This is a genomic window from Sphingopyxis sp. (assembly GCF_025869345.1).
In the GTDB taxonomy this organism is placed as follows: Bacteria; Pseudomonadota; Alphaproteobacteria; order Sphingomonadales; family Sphingomonadaceae; genus Sphingopyxis.
The window spans coordinates 42,532-58,800 of record NZ_JAOZVW010000159.1 but is presented as its reverse complement, the minus strand read 5'-3'; the positions used below and the strand labels follow the sequence as shown (position 1 = coordinate 58,800).

The window sequence follows — 16,269 nt, the reverse complement described above, 5'->3', positions numbered from 1 at the left end:
GTATCGGCCGCTTCCAAGGCAAGTTCCTGCTCGTTTTGATCGGCTGCGCTTGTCGATCGCGCCCGCGCCGATCAATCGCCGCCGCCCGGGACTGGCTCTGCTCAGTCCCCTGGGTGCTGCGCGAGGAAGGCTCGGGCACCCGCTCGACTTTCGAAGCCGCGCTTGCCCCGCTTGGCCTGACCTTCGCCGATCTCGACGTGATCCCGACCCTGCCGTCGAACGAAGCGGTCCGCTCGGCGGTCAACGCCGGGGCGGGCCGTACGCTTATTTCGACGCTGGTCGTCGAGCCCCTGCTGCGCGCCGGACGAAACCGGCGCTCCAGAAGATCGAACGGATTTCAGTCCGGCTTGCGGAGAAAGCCCTGGTTGCCGCCGTTGCGATTGGGAGCGAAGCCGTTGGCCTGCAGCGTCTCGTCGGCAGTCTCGTAGAAGACGCCGATCTGCAAGATCTCACGCGCCTGCCTCGCGGTCGCGATCGGGCGGCCGAATTCGCCGGAGATCCGCACGAGCTGCTTGATCTGTTCGACCGAGCTCGCCTTGCCGGTGCGGGTCTGGTTCCATAACACATCTTCAATGCCGCAGCGTACGTGCAGGCCGAGTGCGATGCCGATCATGTTGATGGGCAGCACGTTCAGCACCGAGCTTTCGACCGTCAGCACTGCGCCGTCGGGCAGCGCACGCAGGAAATGGGCGAGGTTATAGATATTCGCCTGGTCCATGCCGCCGCTGATCGCGACCCAGTTCAACGCCAACGGCCCTTTATAGACGCCGCGGCGGATCATCCGTTCGATCGTCTCGAAGCTGTTGATGTTATAGCATTGGAAGGCGCTTTGAATTCCGGCCGCCGACAGTCGCCGGACATGCTCCTCGGCCCAGCTGGGGTTCGAGGGGACGATCATGTCCTTATAGGTACCATAGAGTTTCGGATCGCCGCGTGACACCCCCTTGAAGTCGTCGATCCCGGCATGTTCAGTCACGTTCATCTGCGTCGTGTTGACGGTAACGGTCACCTGGTCGGGCTTGGGATCGAGTTCGGCGAGCATATGCCGCGTGTCGTCGTCCAGCCATTTGGCGGCCGACCCGTCGTCTTCGGGGGCGAAGCTGATCGAGCCGCCGACCTGGATCACCATCTCGGGCACCGCCTTGCGCACGCCGGCGATCAACTCGTTGAACATCGACAGGCGCTTGCTGCCCTTGCCGTCGGCCTCGCGCACATGCAGGTGCAGCACGGTGGCGCCGGCTTCATAGCAATCCACCGCCTTCTGGATCTGTTCTTCCATCGTCACCGGAATGTCCTCGGGGAAGTCCGACGGAATCCAGCCGGGCGCATAGGGCGCGGCGGTGATGATCAGTGGCTGCTGGTTCTCGGGGTAGAGGTGGCCGTCGAGAAAATTCATATCGTGTCTCCCAAAGAGGAGCCGCGTGGCCATTGGCTCGGCGCGCGGCATCTTTCTGCTCTCGTGCTTACCGGCGTTCGCACGGCCGTTTGCCACATTCGGTGCCATTGTTTTGTCAATCGATGCCACGCGCGCGGCGCATGGCGGCCGCGAAAACGCCTATCGGTCGGGTGATCTAGAGACAGCGGTTCTCGCCGAGGGTCAGCGTGGCTTGCGCCGTTCCTTGGGTGTCATGCCAAAGGTTTGTACGTGCCAGCGGCTGAACGCGCTGATCGAGCCATAACCGAGCATCGTCGCGACATCGGTGATCCGGATGCACGGATTGGCAAGATACTGGCCGGACAGCTGAATGCGCGCCCGATTGACCAGCTCGCTGAAACTCGTTCCTTCGGCATCGAGCGTGCGTTGCAAGGTGCGGACGCTCGTCCCGAGCAGCGAACAGCAGGTCTGGATCGTCGCGCGGCCCGACGGCATCAGTAGCAATATCGATTGTTCGACCTGCTGGATCAGGCTTTGCTGCTCGGGCCCGATCACCGATTCGATCAGCGCGCGTGCATGATCGGCCAGCGCGCTGTCGCCGCGCCGGCTGGGCCGGTCGATGTCGGCCGGATCGAGCACCAGGCCATTGAGTTCGGAATTGAACTCGGCGCGGCAGCGAAACAGGCGGCGATAGATGGGCAATTCGGTCGCGGGCGGCGGCTCGTGCGTGAAGCAGACCAGTTTCGGAGCCCAGTTTTCGCCGAGCACCTCGGTGCACAATCGCATAAGAACGCCGAGCGCCAGATCATAGGATTGGCGCGACCGCTCCGACTCGCCCGCGGCGAAATCCTGGCGGATGAGGATATCATCACCGATGTCGATCAATTGCAGCACCAGCTTGGAATTGATTCGTTCGCGATAGCGGGTGAGCGCCGCCAGCGCGTCGCGCAGAGTCGCGGCATGGGCGATCAGCAGGCTGGTGGCGCCCAGATTCGCCAGTCCGCGGCTCTCGGCCATGCGAAGGCCAAAGGTAATGCAGCCGGTGACTTCGACTCCGCGTTCCATCAACTGCGTCACCGCGCGGCGCGAAATCGTCTGCTCGGGGTTCGACAGCAATTTCTCCGACAAGCCGACCTCGCGGAGCAGCGGCAGGGGATCGGCGCCCAGCGATTCCATCGTCGGGAAATAGCCGGTCAGGACGGCGGCGCGTACCGTTTCGGCCATTTTCCTCCCTCGCATCTTGGCACCGATTGGCAAAACAATGGCACGGATTGTGTAAAATGCAAGCGGGGAGGGCCGTAAGGAGAGGCAAGCAATTTTGGGAGATACAGGCAGATGGCACAGACTGTGCGCTTCTACGAAACCGGCGGACCCGAGGTCCTGAAGGTCGAGGATATCGCGGTGGGCGATCCGGGTCTCGGCGAAGTCCGCGTGCGCCACGGCGCGGTCGGCTGCAACTTCGCCGACACCTATTTCCGATCGGGCTATTATCCCTCGCCGCTGCCGGCGGGAATGGGGGTCGAAGCGGCGGGCACGATCGTTGCGGTGGGTGACGGCGTCGCCGGCTGGGCCATCGGCGACCGGGTCTCATACAATGGCAGTCCGCTCGGCGCCTATAGCGCCGAACGCGTCATGCCCGCCGCGTCGCTGTTCAAGCTGCCTGACGCGGTATCGTTCGAGCAGGCCGCGGCATCGACGATGCGCGGACTGTCGGCGACCTATTGGCTGGCGCGCACCAACCCCTGGCTCAAGGCGGGCGATACCATCCTGCTCCACGCTGCGGCGGGCGGCGTCGGCCTGCTCGCGGTGCAGCTCGCAAAGCTGATGGGGCTGCGCGTGATCGGCACGGTCTCGACCGAGGAAAAGGCGGCAAAGGCGCGCTCGCTCGGGTGCGACGAGATCATCCTGTATCGCAGCGAAGACGTCGTCGAGCGGGTCAAGGAGCTGACCAATGGCGAAGGCGTCGGCACGGTGTTCGACAGCGTCGGGCAGGACACGTTCGAGGCATCGCTCAAATCGCTGAAGCGGCGTGGCGTGCTCGTCGGCTGCGGCACGGCCTCGGGGCCGTTTCCGCCGATCAGCGCGTTCCAGATGGCGCGGCAGGGTTCGATCTATTTCACCCGCCCGGCGTTCGCCGACTATTATGCCGATCCGGCCGAGCGCGCCGAGCTTTCGGGCCTGTGGTTCGACCATCTGACCGCCGGGCGGATCAAGGTCGAGATCGGGCAGCGTTACGCACTCGAGGATTGCGTCCAGGCGCACCGCGATCTCGAAGCCGGCAAGACCATCGGTTCGTCCATTTTCGTGATCGAGGAATAATCCGATGAAGATCGAGAAACTGACCAACAATATCGGGGCCGAACTGATCGGGGTGAACCTGGCCGAAGCGGCGCGCAACGACGATCTGCTCGGCGCGATCCGGGCCGAGCTGTTGGCGCACAAGGTGCTGTTCCTGCGCGATCAGGACATTTCGCGCGCCGACCATGTCGCCTTTGCCGAACGCTTCGGCGAGCTCGAGGATCATCCGGTGGTGGGCAGCGATCCCGAGTACCCCGGGCTGGTGCGCATCTACAAGGATGCGAACTCGCCGCCCGACCGGTTCGAGAATTCGTGGCATTGCGACACGACCTGGCGCGAGAAGCCGCAGATGGGCGCGGTGTTGCGCTGCATCACCTGCCCGCCGGTGGGCGGCGACACGATGTGGGCGAACATGGCGTTGGCCTATGAGGATCTGGCCGATTCCGTGAAGGAGGTCATCGATCCGCTGAAGGCGCGTCATTCGATCGAGCGCAGCTTTGGCGCGCGAATGACCGAGGAAAAGCGCCATGCGCTGCACGCCCAATATCCCGATGCCGAGCATCCGGTGGTGCGCACCCACCCCGAAACCGGCGAGAAAATCCTGTTCGTCAGCTCCTTCACCACCCACTTCACCAATTTCCATACCGCCGAAAACGTCCGCTTCGGGCAGGATCATGTGCCGGGTGCGGCGAACCTGCTCAACTATCTGACGGGCCGCGCGGCGATCCCCGAATATCAGGTGCGTTGGCGCTGGCAGCCGAACAGCATCGCGATCTGGGACAATCGCTGCACCCAGCATTATGCCGTGATGGATTACCCGCCCTGCGTTCGCCAGATGGAGCGCGCGGGCATCATCGGCGACAAACCCTACTGAGGCTATCAGGCCGAACAGGCCGAATGAAACTGGACAGTTCGCCATGGGAAAACCCGGGCGCCGAACCACGGGAGAGAGACAATGGCGACAATAGTTCAGGCGCGTGCCGCCCCCGATCACGCCGAGGGCCCCTCGCGCGCGGTCTCTTATAGCTGGATCGTGTTCGCCTTCGCCTTCGGGCTGCTGATCTCCGATTATATGGCGCGGCAGGTGCTCAACGCCACCTTCCCGTTGCTGAAGGCCGAATGGAGCCTGACCGACGGCGAACTCGGTCTCTTGTCGGGGGTCGTCGCGCTGATGGTCGCGTTGCTGACCGTTCCCTTCTCGATCCTCGCCGACCGCTGGGGCCGCGTGAAGAGCCTCACCCTCATGGCGATCCTGTGGAGCATCGCGACGCTGGTTTGCGCCGTTGCACAGAATTACAGCCAGATGCTGCTCGGCCGCGTTCTCGTCGGGGTCGGCGAGGCGGCCTATGGCAGCGTCGGCATCGCCCTGGTCATCAGCGTCTTTCCCCACCGGATGCGTGCCACCCTGTCGGCTGCGTTCATGGCCGGCGGGCTGTTCGGGCATGTGTTCGGCGTCGCGGTGGCCGGCGAGATCGCGGCGAGTCATGGCTGGCGCGCGGCCTTCCTCGCAATCGGGCTCGGCGGGCTGGCGATCGCTATCCTCTTTCCCTTTGTGATCACCGAGCGCCGGATTTCCCATATTGTCGGCAGCCAGTCGCAGGCCGAGGCTCCTCGCGGCGCCGCGCCGCAACGCGCCAAACTGCCGTTGAAAGCCCTGTTCGCCAGCCGCACCGTCCTCCTCGCCTATATCGGCAGCGGCCTTCAGCAATTCTGCGCCGGGGCGCTCCCGGCCTGGATCCCGACCTTCCTCAATCGCTATCACCACTTGCCAGTCGACAAGGCCGGACAGCTGTCGGCGATGCTGTTCCTGATGTGCGGCGCGGGCATGATCCTGTGCGGCATCGCCAGCGACCGGCTCGCGCGCAATCGCCCCGAACGCAAGATCATGCTTGCGTCGGCTTATTGCGTGGGCAGCGCGATCGCGTTGAGCGTCGCGATGCAATGCCCTCCCGGCGTGGTGCAGATCCTGTTTCTCGCGATCGCGATGTTCCTCGTTTCCGGAATGGCGGGGCCGGTCGGCGCGATGGTCGCCAATTTGACACCGCTCGCCATCCACGGCACCGCCTTCGCGACGCTGACGCTCGCCAATAATCTGCTCGGCTTTGCGCCGGGGCCGATCCTGACCGGCTGGGTTGCCGACGATCTCGGGCTGCTTGGCGCTTTCCGCCTGCTGCCGCTGATCAGCCTGCTCGCGGCGCTGATCTTTTTTGCGGCCCGGAAGACCTATCTGACCGATCTCGCGAAAGTCGCGAAAATATCTGCGGACTAATGTCCCGGGAAACCGTGACGGCAAAGGTCCACTTTATCGGTCCCGTCTCCCTCATCGGCTGATGAAGGAGGCGGGACCGCCGCCGTATCGAACCGTATTGCGAGCCGATAGAGGTCGCCGTTGCCGCGCTAGTGCGCGGGGCCGGCGACCCTTTGCTATGTTCTCGCCGCGAGGATCATAAGTTTCATAAATTGCCGATTCCGTGGCATCAATTATCAAAAATTTGGCATCAAATATGGATTCCGGCTTTTCCGACTGCACTAGCCTGCCCCCAACACCACAATATGGGGAGGACTTAATATGCGTATCCAACAATGGCGTAATTGCGTGAGCCGCACCGCGATGGTTCTCACGATCTGCACCGCAGCACCGGCGTTCGCGCAGGAAACTCCCCCCGCCGCCGATGCGCCCGCGGCCCAGGCTCCCGCCGCCGATTCGGGCGACATCGTCGTCACCGCGCAGAAGCGCGAGGAAAGCGTGCAAAAGGTGCCGATTTCGATCGCCGCCTTCTCGAACGATATGCTCGAAAGCGCCAGCATCGCCAACGTCCAGGACCTCGGGCAGGTCGCGACCAACTTTCAGGCGGCACGCTCTTCTTCGATCGCCGCGGTGCACGTCAACATCCGCGGTGTCGGGGCCGCGGGCAATTCGTTGATTGAGCCCAGCGTCGCTATTTTCCAGGACGACATTTATATTCCGCGCGCCGGTTCGGTGCTCGGGAATTTCCTCGACGTCTCGGCGGTCGAGGTGCTGCGCGGGCCGCAGGGCACCCTGTTCGGCCGCAACGCCAGCGTCGGCGCGCTGTCGCTGCATTCGGCGCTTCCGACCGGCGATTTTTCCGGCGAGATCAACGGCGAATACGGCACGGCGGCGCGGAAGAAGCTGAGCGGCAACATCAACCTGCCGGTCGGTGACAAGCTGTCGCTGCGCTTTGCGGGAATGGGCCAGTGGTTCGACGGATACTGGCACAACAAGCTCGATGGCCGCACCTTTGGTGGCAGCGACGACTATGCTTTTCGCGGCACCGCGAAATTCGAATCGGGCCCGATCGAATGGATCGTGCGCGCCGACTATTCGCGGATGAAGGGCGACGGCCAGAACAACAACGACCTCGACCCGAGCAGCGTCTCTGCGGCAGGACTCGCCTCGCTCGCCGCCGCCGGCCTGCTTCCCGACACGGTGTTCGGGGACCGCACCGCCAACACCTTCATCACCGCCGATTTCACCGACAAGAATTGGGGCGTCAACAGCACCCTGTCCTATGAGCTGGCGGGCGGGTCGACGCTGCGGCTGGTCGACAGCTATCGCGAATGGCGCAGCCGCCAGCTCGACGGCGACATCCTGTTCACGCCCCGGCCGGTGGTCTCGCGGGTCGGTCAATACTCGTCGAATAGCCAGAGCCACGAACTGCAATTCATCTCGCCCAAGGATGAGTGGCTGGGCGGGCTGCTCGATCTGGTCGGCGGCCTTTATTACTTCAAGGAAGATTTCACGCTCGGCGAAGCGTTCAACATGAACTCGCAATATTGCACGACGCTGGTTTCGGCCGCGGCCGTCGCGCCGGCGTCGCGCGCCGACTGCGAAGTGTTCCGCGCCGCGACGGGCGGCATCAATGCCTCGGACCAGCGCGTCACCCAAAGCGTGTCCAGCCTCGCGGCCTATGGACAGGCGACCTTCAACCTCGCCGAGACGCTGTCGCTCACGCTGGGCGGCCGCTGGACGCAGGACAAGAAGAGCGGCACGTTCGATCAGGAATCGAGCCTGTTCACGCGCGTGTTGCGGGCGCCGGAGGTGCTGACTTTCCCGAAGATCAAGGAAAGCCGCTTCACCTATCGCATCAGCTTGAACTACGAGCCGATCGACGACGTCATGCTGTTCGCCAACTACTCCACCGGCTATAAATCGGGCGGTTTCAGCTCCAGCGGCGGCCCGGTCTCGCAGTCGGTCGTCGACCCGAACGGCAATCTCGTCTCGACCAAGCGCCTGTTCGATCAGGAAACGGTGAAGGATTATGAATTCGGGATCAAGGCGCGCTGGCTCGACCGCGCGCTGACGACCAACCTGACCTTCTACCGCATGGATATCGCCGGCTATCAGGACAAGAGCTATGACGGTGCCGGCTTCACGATCCGCAATGCCGGCAACCTGCGCCAGCAAGGCTTTGAATTCGACACGATCATCGCGCCGGCACGGTGGCTGAAGTTCAACGCGTCGCTTGCTTATCTCGACTCGAACTTCACCAACTTCCCGCTCGCGGCCGGGCTACCGGGCTGCGCGAAGAACGGCGCGGGGGTCATTCCGGTCGTGTGCCGGGGCCTGCCCAATCAAGGCCAGACGCAGGATCTGAAGGGCGCACCCGCGACCTTCTCGCCTGAATGGTCGGGTAGCTTCGGCGTCGATTTTTCGGGCGACATCGGTTCGAGCGGGCTGAACTGGGCGTTCAACACCAACCTTTCGCTGATTTCGGATCAGAGCATCGGCACCACTACCGACAATAATCCCCAATTGGTCGAGGACGGTTATGTCCTGGTCGGCGCCCGCTTCACCTTGAACGGGCCCGACGACCGTTGGTCGGTCTCGGTCTACGGACGCAATCTCACAGGCACGTCGTACAGCTATGCCGCCGTCTACCAGCCGCTTGGCGGCCCGCTCGGGCTCAACAACGGCGTGTTCCCGGGCAGCACCGCGGTCCGCAGGGCCGAAGGCGACCCGCGGACCTATGGCGTATCGGCCACCTTCCGCTTCTGATCATCGTCCAATCCTGAAAATGAATGCCTGCCCGGCGGTGTCGGGCAGGCTCGACACTTGTTTGCGTTTTGGCGCACCCTTCGATTGACGTGAATCTCAGCTAGGGCTTACCGACCCAGTATGCCGAACCTGCCGGAGCGAAGAGAAAGGATGGAGGCTTTGCCGATGGCTGAAGATCCGACCAGCGAACGCGTCGTTCCGCTCGATCCCGCCTGGCCTGCCATCTCGATTGCTGACCTGCCCGGCGGCAGGCTGGACAGACGACTGCAACCGACCAAAACGCCGATCGTCAATCTATGCTTGCAACGCGGGAGCCATCCACAAAGGACAGTCTCCAATCGGCCAAGCCCGCCGAAGTCTATGAGCGCTCCACGCGGGGTCTTTGGAGGCTTCGCGCGTTTCAGAGGGCAAGTTTACTATCGCCTGCCGCCGCGCTAATTTGCCGCGATGACTGGGGGGAGCCGTCTCTGGCTTGCAGCGGTGCTCGTGCTCGGCGCCTCGCCGTCGGTCGCCCAGTTCGTGCCGCGCTCGGCGCTGATACCGGTCGAGAGTGCCGCGCAGCGGATCGCGCCCGATCATGGCGTTCCCACCCCGGCGCAGCTTGAACAGATTCAAGCGCTTGAACGGGAGGCCCGGGTCGACCAGCCCTGCAACACGACATCGGAGAAAGCGCTCGAGACCCCGCGGCGCGCGCTGCTGCGGCTTTACGAGGATAGCTATGGCCCGGCGCATCCCGCCACCGCGCGGCCGCTGCTGTCGCTGCTCTGTCACTTCGCCTACAACAGCAAGACGCCGGCAGATCGCGCCGAGCGCGAGCAGGTCATGGCGCGGCTCGTCGCGATCGGGCGCGACCGCGCGCAACCGGCCACCTTGTACGTTGGGCTCACCGCGCGGTCGCAGGTCCGCATTGAACAGCAGCATCCGATGGAGGCGGTCACTGATGCGACGGAGGCGCTTGCACTCGCGCGGCGCCTCTTCATCGGCGACCCTGCGATCGTCGCATCGAGCGCCCGTTCGCTGGCGGTCGCATTCGAGGCAGCCGGGCGCCCGACCGATGCCGAACCGCTGCTTCAGGAGCAGGTGACGCTGTTGCAGTCGATGCCCGCGAGCGATCGCTTCGCGCTGGCCGCCGCCTATGAACAGCTCGCGAACAATTTCGTAAAGCAAATGCGGATGGCCGATGCCCGGATATGGTTTTCGCGCGAACTCGATATGTTCGAGGCCATCCTGCCCGAAACCGACCCGCGCCATCTGATCGATATCATCCTTTATTCGCAGAATCTGTTCTGGACCGACCCCGACCGGGTCGAAGCGCTGTACCGCGCCGTGCTGGCGCGACAGGAGGCGCAGCCGGACAGCGACGACAGGCGCAACTGGATGACGCTGTGGAATCTCGCGAAATCGGCGCGGATCCGCCGCGACCTCGATAGCGCGATCGGCTATCAGCGGCGGGTCATTGGGGCGATGGGGCCGGGGGTCGGTCATGGCTTCGAACTCGAACTGGCCGCGATGCTGTCGGACCGGCAGGAGACGGCGGCTGAGGCGGAGGGGCTTTATCGCGGCGCCTTGCAGCGCGATCCCGACAATCCGGGATTGATCGAGAGCTATGGCAACACCTTGTGGATGCTGGGCCGGTTCGACGAAGCGCTGCCCATGCGAAGGCGCGCGGTCGAGATTGCGGTCGCGCGCTATGGGCCGAACCATCGCGAGACGCTGAGGCTGGTCCAGAATCTGGGCGTCGCGCTGTGGATCGCTCGCCGGCCGGGAGAGGCGCGCCCCTATTATGAAGAGGTCGTCGCCGGCTATCGCGCCGAGCTTTCCGCGCTGCCCGAAACGGCGAACGCCGAATATCGGCGCAATCTCAGTGGGTTCATCAGCAGCAAGGCGAGCGATCTGCTGAAGCTCTATTGGACCGATCGCGCGAGCGCCGCGGCGGGCGGCGATGCCGCCAGCCGCGCTCGCGGCTTCGCCATGGCGCAGCTTGCGCATCCGTCGGTTTCCAGCGCGGCCATCAGCGAAACGGCGGCGCGTGCGCTCGCCGTACGTGCGGGCAAGGGCGATCTTTTCGCGCGGTGGGCGGCGGCGCGCGATCGGGTCGTCGCGCTCGACCAGGCGATTGCGGAGGCTGCGCAGCGCGGCGCCAGCGGCGATGGCGACAGGGTTCGCCTGCTTGGAGAACGCGCCGCCGCCGGCCAGCCGCTCGCTGAAGCGGCCGCGGCGCTCCAGCACGAGCTTCCCGATATCTTTGCAACGCTGCGACCCGAGCCGGTGCCGCTGGCAGAGGTAACGGGCGAAGGCGGCAGGGCGGCGCTGCTGCGCAAGGACGAAGCGCTCGTCCTGCTTTATCCCGGCATGCCCGATGCGCGCGGCGAGATGAGCCGCGGGGTCGTCTTCGTGGCGACGCTCGAGGGGGCGGCCTGGGCCGAAATCCCGATCGACGGTGCCGATCTGGCGCAAATGGTCGGTGACCTCGGCCGGCAATTGGGCGATCCGAAATATTCGGGGGTGACGCTGCGCGAGCCCGGTGAAGACCCCGATGCCTTCCTGCGCTACGATCGGGCGGGCGCCCACCGCCTCTACCGCGCATTGTTCGGCGATCCGTCGGTTGCTGCGCTGCTGAAGGACAGGGATCGCTGGATTATCGTTCCGGAAGGACCATTGCTCACGCTCAATTTTGCAGCGCTCGTGTCAGAACCGCCCGGTGGCGGTGCCGCGGGCGATATCGATCCCGCGGCGTTGCGGGCAACCAAATGGCTCGGCCTCGAACGCGTGATCTCGGTCGTTCCTTCGGTCGATGCCTTGCGCATCGCGCGGCGAAGCCCGCAGTCTGCATGGGCTGCTGGCGGTTTTTACGGCGTCGGCGATCCGGCATTTCGCGGCATCGCCGACGGCCCGCCGAAGCCCATGCCGCCCCGGCTTCGCGGCGCTCCGGCCAGCCCTCCTGCCCCGGCGGGGGTTGCGCGGATACCGCGCCAAAGCCTTTATCGCGACGGTGTCGCCGACCCGCGGATGCTCGCGAAACTGCCGCGGCTCGACTATAGCGCCGCCGAGGTCCGCGAAATGGCGCGGCTTCTGAATGCGCCGCCGGACCGGCAACTTCTCCAGCTCGATGCGACGCAGGCCCGGCTGGCGCGCGGTAGCGCCGAAGGTGTGCTGGGCAACAGCTCGATCGTCCTTTTTGCGACCCATGCCCTGCTGGGAGGCCGCTTCGACGGCTCGCCCGCCGAGCCTGCGCTGGCTCTGACGCCCGGCACCGCCCCGGCGGGCGGGACGTTGGACGCAACGAATGACGGGCTGCTAACCGCCTCCGAGGTCACCGGACTGCGCTTCAATGCGCCGCTGATCATTCTCTCGGCCTGTGACACGGCGGCGGGCAGCGAGGGCGGCGACGGCTTCAGCGGATTGACGCGCGCCTTCCTGCTGGCGGGCGCCCGCGCGATCCTGGCGACCTATTCGCCCGTCGTTGACGAGGTCGGCGAGCGGATGACCACGACGGCGGTCGCCCGGTTGAAGGACAAACGCGACATCGCGGCCGCGCTGCAGGAGGCGATGCGCGAGGTGGCTGCCGATCCCTCGCATGACGCGCAGGGCGAGTCCTTCGCCCATCCTGCGGCATGGGCGGTCTATGTGGCGATCGATCCATCATGAGCAGGCGTTCTCATGACCTGTATATCGGGGGTTGAACGCGTCGCGGCTATCCTGCGGCTTGTGTCGGTTTCGTACCTGTTGTGATCCGCGACCGGAGGTGGCTTCAGGCACGCGTGGGCGACGCCGTCGCCAAAGTGAGAGGCGGCTGACATGGCAATCTTCCGGCAAACCGAGCTGCGCGAGACCTCCCAAAACTCGCTGAGCCTATATGTCGGGTGGTTAATCGTCGCTGCCGCGCTCGTTGTCATGGTGATCCTGTTCGGTCGTCATGTATGGGGCCATCATTCTCGCTCAGCCGATGGCGGTCGAGCACGGATGGTCGACATCCTCTAGTTCAGCAAACCGGGAACCGTCGGCAGTTCAGCTATACCCCGTCGATATGAGCGAGATCGAGAACGAGTGGTAGCGACAACGCAATGACATCGCCTGTCATGCGGATCAACAAGCCTTCGTCGAGGCATTTCGTAAGGACTTCACTCCCTCTGCCAGCGAATCTCCGATGTTCGCAACCGAGTGATTTAAGCCGCTACATTTCATCGAAAGCATATGTCTGCTTTCTGAGTTTCAGCCCTGATTGCTGCCGATCCGGTAACGGCCATTGGATATATCTTCCCGAAGCGGACTTGCGCGATTCGGAAGATCGTTCCAAGGGGTGCCGCTCGTTACCGAGAGACCTGTGTGTACACCTCTGGCGTCACCGCACCTCAGCATGCCCCTTTTTGCCCAAAGGATATCCAGCAGTGAGCGAGCCGCTTCACCACAATGTGCTTGACCAACTGTTCCGAACTGCGCGCTCATACAATGGATATCTCGACAGGCCGGTCTCAGAGGCGCAGTTTCGCGCTATATGGGATCTTCTGAAGTTCGGTCCGACCAGTGCCAACGGATTGCCGGCGCGTATCGTTTGGTGCGTATCCGACGATGCGAAGGAACGGCTCGCCGCCGCCGCCCTGCCGGGAAACGCGGACAAGATCCGCAAGGCGCCGGTCACCGCGATCATCGGGATGGACAACGCATTCTACGACTATCTTCCCGAGCTTTTGCCGCACACCGACGCCCGGAGCTGGTTCGTCGGCAAGGACGACCTTGCCCGTACGACGGCGTTCCGCAATTCGAGCCTGCAGGGCGCCTATTTCATCCTCGCGGCGCGCGCGCTGGGGCTCGATACCGGGCCGATGTCGGGGTTCGACAACGCCGCCGTCGATGCCGCCTTTTTCGGCGATCGGCCGAGCGTGAAGAGCAATTTCATCTCGACGCTCGGCTATGGCGATCCCGCGAGCATCTTCGAGCGCAGCCCGCGCCCCGATTTCGAGCGGTTCAACCGCATCACCTGACCGGCGCACGGCCTCATCGCGAAGCGGGCGTGCCGGTGGAACTGCGCAGGATCAGTTCGGACGAACTCGTCGCATGATAGGATCTGACCAGCTTTTCCTCGGGCGTGCGCAGCCGGTCCATGAACCAGAGCGCGCAATTGACCGCGAGCGACTGAATCGGCGGGCGGATGACGGTGATCGGCGGCTGCCACCATTCGCACCAGTTCGGATCGCCGAAACCGATGACCGACATCTGACCCGGGATTGCGATCTGCGCTCGGCGAAGCGCGACGATAATGCCCATCGTCACATGCGCCGAGCCCGACAGGATCGCCGTCGGACGCTCGGGCAGGGCCAGCATCTCGTGCACCGCGCGCTCGCCCCATGTCGAGGTCGGCGCGTCGAGGAAGGTCGCGAGCGACGATGGCGGAATGCCGCGCTTGCGATAGGCGTTGTGCACCCCTTCGAGGCGGCGCCGTCCGGTCGACAGGCGTTCGGATGCGGCGACATAGGCGATGCTTCGATGCCCGAGGTCGAGCAGATGGCTCGTCGCCCGCTCCATCGCGTCGCTGTCGTCGATTCCGAACCAGAGATCGTCGGGGCCGCCGGCGTAGCGAAGCAGCTGCACATGCGGAACCTGGCGCAGCAGCGCAATGCTTTCGCGCTTCAGGTCGGCGCTCGGCACCAGGATGATCCCGGCGACGCGGGCGCCGACGAAATCGCGGATGTGCCGCACTTCGGTTTCGGGATCGTCGCCGGTTATCGATAGCACAATCCGATAGCCCTGGCGGTCACAGCTTTCGGAAAGCGCCTGTGCGATCGAGGCGAAGAAGTCGTTCTGAATATCGGGGAGGATCAGCCCGATCAGGTTGCTCGATCCGCCGCGCATCATGCGCGCAGGGAGATTTCCGACATAGCCGAGCTCCTCCGCCGCGGCGCGCACGGCGTGCTTCGTCCGCTCGCTTATCCGCGCGTCGCCGGACAAGGCGCGTCCAACAGTAGACACTGAAAATCCTAGTTTTTTTGCAATGTCCTTGGTTGTTACCATTCGCCTCGCATCCCCCGTGCTTGCTGTCTGGACACCCATCGGAACCCGCCGCCGCCGATGTGTGGGGCCGGGCCTGGTCCCGGGGCCGTGCAGCTCGTCCAAGGCAGCATAGGCGAGGGTGGAAGGGGCCGCAATACGCGTGTCGCAACAAGGGCGTTGCCATCGGTAAAGTTTATGCTATCGATTGCGCAATCGAGATGAGGGAGAGCGAGAGATGATTCGCAACGTCAACCACGTCCTGTTCCGCCACGAAGGCGATATGGAGGCGATCAAGCGCTTCTTCGAGGACTTCGGCCTGTTCGTGTCGCATGAGGACGAGCGGCGCGTCTATTTCCGTGGCTATGAGAGCCGCCCCTTCATCTATGTCGCCGAACGCGGCCCGCGCAGTTTTGGCGGGCTCGGTTTCGAGGTCGAGAGCGCCGAAGCGCTGGAGGCGCTGGCGCGGCGTTTCGACGTTCCCGTCACCGGCGGCGCGACTCCCTGGGGCGGCCGGCAGATCGCGATCGAGGACGCCGACGGCAATGCGATCGAACTGGTGCACGGCCTCCGGCAGCTCGATCCCGTCGCGCTGCCGCGCCCCGCGGTGGCGCTGAACACCGGCAATATCGTCCAGCGGCGCGGTCGCTTCCCGATCTTCGACCGCGGCCCCGCGCCGGTGCTGCGCCTCGCGCATGTCGTTCAGAACACGCCCGATCCGGGCCGCCTGATGGACTGGTATGTCGACAATCTGGGCGCCTATCTGTCGGACGTCATCATGGTCGGCGAGCATCGCGCGGGCGCCTTCATCCGCTTTCCGCGCGGCAAGGAATATGTCGACCATCATAATATCGCGGTCTTTCAGGGGCCGGCGAACACGGCACAGCACGCCTGTTTCGAGACGATCGACGTCGACGCCGTGCATATGGGGCACCAGCATCTCGCGGCGAAGGGCTATCGCCCTGCCTGGGGCGTGCTGCGCCACGCGGTGGGCGGCGCGCTGTCGGATTATTGGTACGATCCTTCGGATTTCCGCGTCGAGCACGTCACCGACAGCGATTATCTGAACGACGAATATCCCACCGGCTATCATCAGCGCGGCCCCGAAACCGCGATGCAGTGGGGCGGCGACATGCCCGACCACTTCCGCGACTGACCGGCGCACACGCACCAGAATCGAGATATTGGGAGTAGGCAGATGCAGGAATCGCGCGACGCGGCGTTCGACCGCGGTATGGCCATGCGCAAGAAGATCGCGGGCGACGTTCCGCCGCCGCCCGGCCTCGACGAGGATCTGCGCGGCCTGATCCTGCGCTATGCTTTCGGCGACGTGTGGAGCCGGCCGGGGCTGGACGTCGATACGCGGCGCCTGCTGACGCTGTCGATGACGCTGGCCGGCGGGCATCTGGAGGAATTCAAGCTGCACCTGCGCTTCGCGGTGACCAATGGCGTCGATCGCGCGACGGTCAAAGAGCTGATCCTGCACAGCGCGGTCTATTGCGGCATTCCCGCGGCGCTCGACGCCTTTCGCGCGGCGAACGAAATATACGCCGAACTCGACGCCGCCTGACCGCCGCGCTTCCCACCGCCTTTC

13 protein-coding genes are annotated in these 16,269 nt (G+C 64.4%); 10 read left to right on the top strand and 3 right to left on the bottom strand.

Annotated features, from left to right (window positions below):
• The first annotated feature begins 35 nt into the window (after positions 1–35).
• Positions 36–428, top strand: a complete 393-nt coding sequence (locus tag OJI97_RS18195; protein ID WP_297665843.1) for a LysR substrate-binding domain-containing protein — start codon at positions 36–38, stop codon at positions 426–428.
• Here OJI97_RS18195 and OJI97_RS18190 read toward each other — a convergent pair.
• Positions 338–1,396, bottom strand: a complete 1,059-nt coding sequence (locus tag OJI97_RS18190) for a 3-keto-5-aminohexanoate cleavage protein (protein WP_297665841.1) — start codon at positions 1,394–1,396, stop codon at positions 338–340. The two genes, OJI97_RS18195 and OJI97_RS18190, sit on opposite strands and share 91 nt — an antisense overlap.
• A 201-nt stretch (positions 1,397–1,597) precedes the next feature.
• Positions 1,598–2,599 (bottom strand): AraC family transcriptional regulator, encoded by a 1,002-nt coding sequence (locus OJI97_RS18185; protein WP_297665839.1) that lies wholly within the window; start codon positions 2,597–2,599, stop codon positions 1,598–1,600.
• A gap of 111 nt (positions 2,600–2,710) precedes the next feature.
• Between OJI97_RS18185 and OJI97_RS18180 the strand changes: the two genes are divergently transcribed.
• The 7 genes from OJI97_RS18180 to OJI97_RS18150 all read left to right on the top strand — a co-directional run bounded on the left by OJI97_RS18180 (position 2,711) and on the right by OJI97_RS18150 (position 13,672).
• Positions 2,711–3,694 (top strand): quinone oxidoreductase, encoded by a 984-nt coding sequence (locus tag OJI97_RS18180; protein ID WP_297665837.1) that lies wholly within the window; start codon positions 2,711–2,713, stop codon positions 3,692–3,694.
• A gap of 4 nt (positions 3,695–3,698) precedes the next feature.
• Positions 3,699–4,547, top strand: coding sequence for a TauD/TfdA family dioxygenase (locus tag OJI97_RS18175; protein WP_297665836.1), 849 nt, complete (start codon positions 3,699–3,701; stop codon positions 4,545–4,547).
• A gap of 81 nt (positions 4,548–4,628) precedes the next feature.
• On the top strand, positions 4,629–5,942 hold the full coding sequence (locus OJI97_RS18170) for an MFS transporter (protein ID WP_297665834.1): 1,314 nt from the start codon (positions 4,629–4,631) through the stop codon (positions 5,940–5,942).
• A 300-nt stretch (positions 5,943–6,242) separates the two neighbouring features.
• Entirely contained in the window at positions 6,243–8,690 is a 2,448-nt protein-coding gene (locus OJI97_RS18165; RefSeq protein WP_297665832.1) for a TonB-dependent receptor, read from the top strand.
• A gap of 447 nt (positions 8,691–9,137) precedes the next feature.
• Positions 9,138–12,338, top strand: a complete 3,201-nt coding sequence (locus tag OJI97_RS18160) for a CHAT domain-containing tetratricopeptide repeat protein (protein WP_297665831.1) — start codon at positions 9,138–9,140, stop codon at positions 12,336–12,338.
• A gap of 150 nt (positions 12,339–12,488) precedes the next feature.
• Positions 12,489–12,671, top strand: coding sequence for a hypothetical protein (locus OJI97_RS18155; RefSeq protein WP_297665830.1), 183 nt, complete (start codon positions 12,489–12,491; stop codon positions 12,669–12,671).
• Between the two features lie 407 nt (positions 12,672–13,078).
• The gene (locus tag OJI97_RS18150; protein ID WP_297665828.1) at positions 13,079–13,672 is read left to right on the top strand and encodes a malonic semialdehyde reductase; all 594 of its coding nucleotides are present in this window, start codon (positions 13,079–13,081) and stop codon (positions 13,670–13,672) included.
• Between the two features lie 13 nt (positions 13,673–13,685).
• Here the strand turns inward: OJI97_RS18150 and OJI97_RS18145 are convergent, their stop codons facing one another.
• The gene (locus OJI97_RS18145; RefSeq protein WP_297665826.1) at positions 13,686–14,699 is read right to left on the bottom strand and encodes a LacI family DNA-binding transcriptional regulator; all 1,014 of its coding nucleotides are present in this window, start codon (positions 14,697–14,699) and stop codon (positions 13,686–13,688) included.
• Positions 14,700–14,913: 214 nt separating this feature from the next.
• On the opposite strand from OJI97_RS18145, the gene OJI97_RS18140 reads away from it, so the two are divergent.
• Both OJI97_RS18140 and OJI97_RS18135 read left to right on the top strand, forming a co-directional pair.
• Positions 14,914–15,831 carry a VOC family protein gene (locus OJI97_RS18140; RefSeq protein WP_297665824.1) on the top strand — a complete coding sequence of 306 codons (918 nt, stop codon included), beginning with the start codon at positions 14,914–14,916 and terminating at the stop codon, positions 15,829–15,831.
• A gap of 42 nt (positions 15,832–15,873) precedes the next feature.
• Complete coding sequence (locus tag OJI97_RS18135; protein WP_297665823.1) at positions 15,874–16,245, top strand: carboxymuconolactone decarboxylase family protein; 372 nt, start codon at positions 15,874–15,876, stop codon at positions 16,243–16,245.
• Positions 16,246–16,269 lie beyond the last annotated feature (24 nt).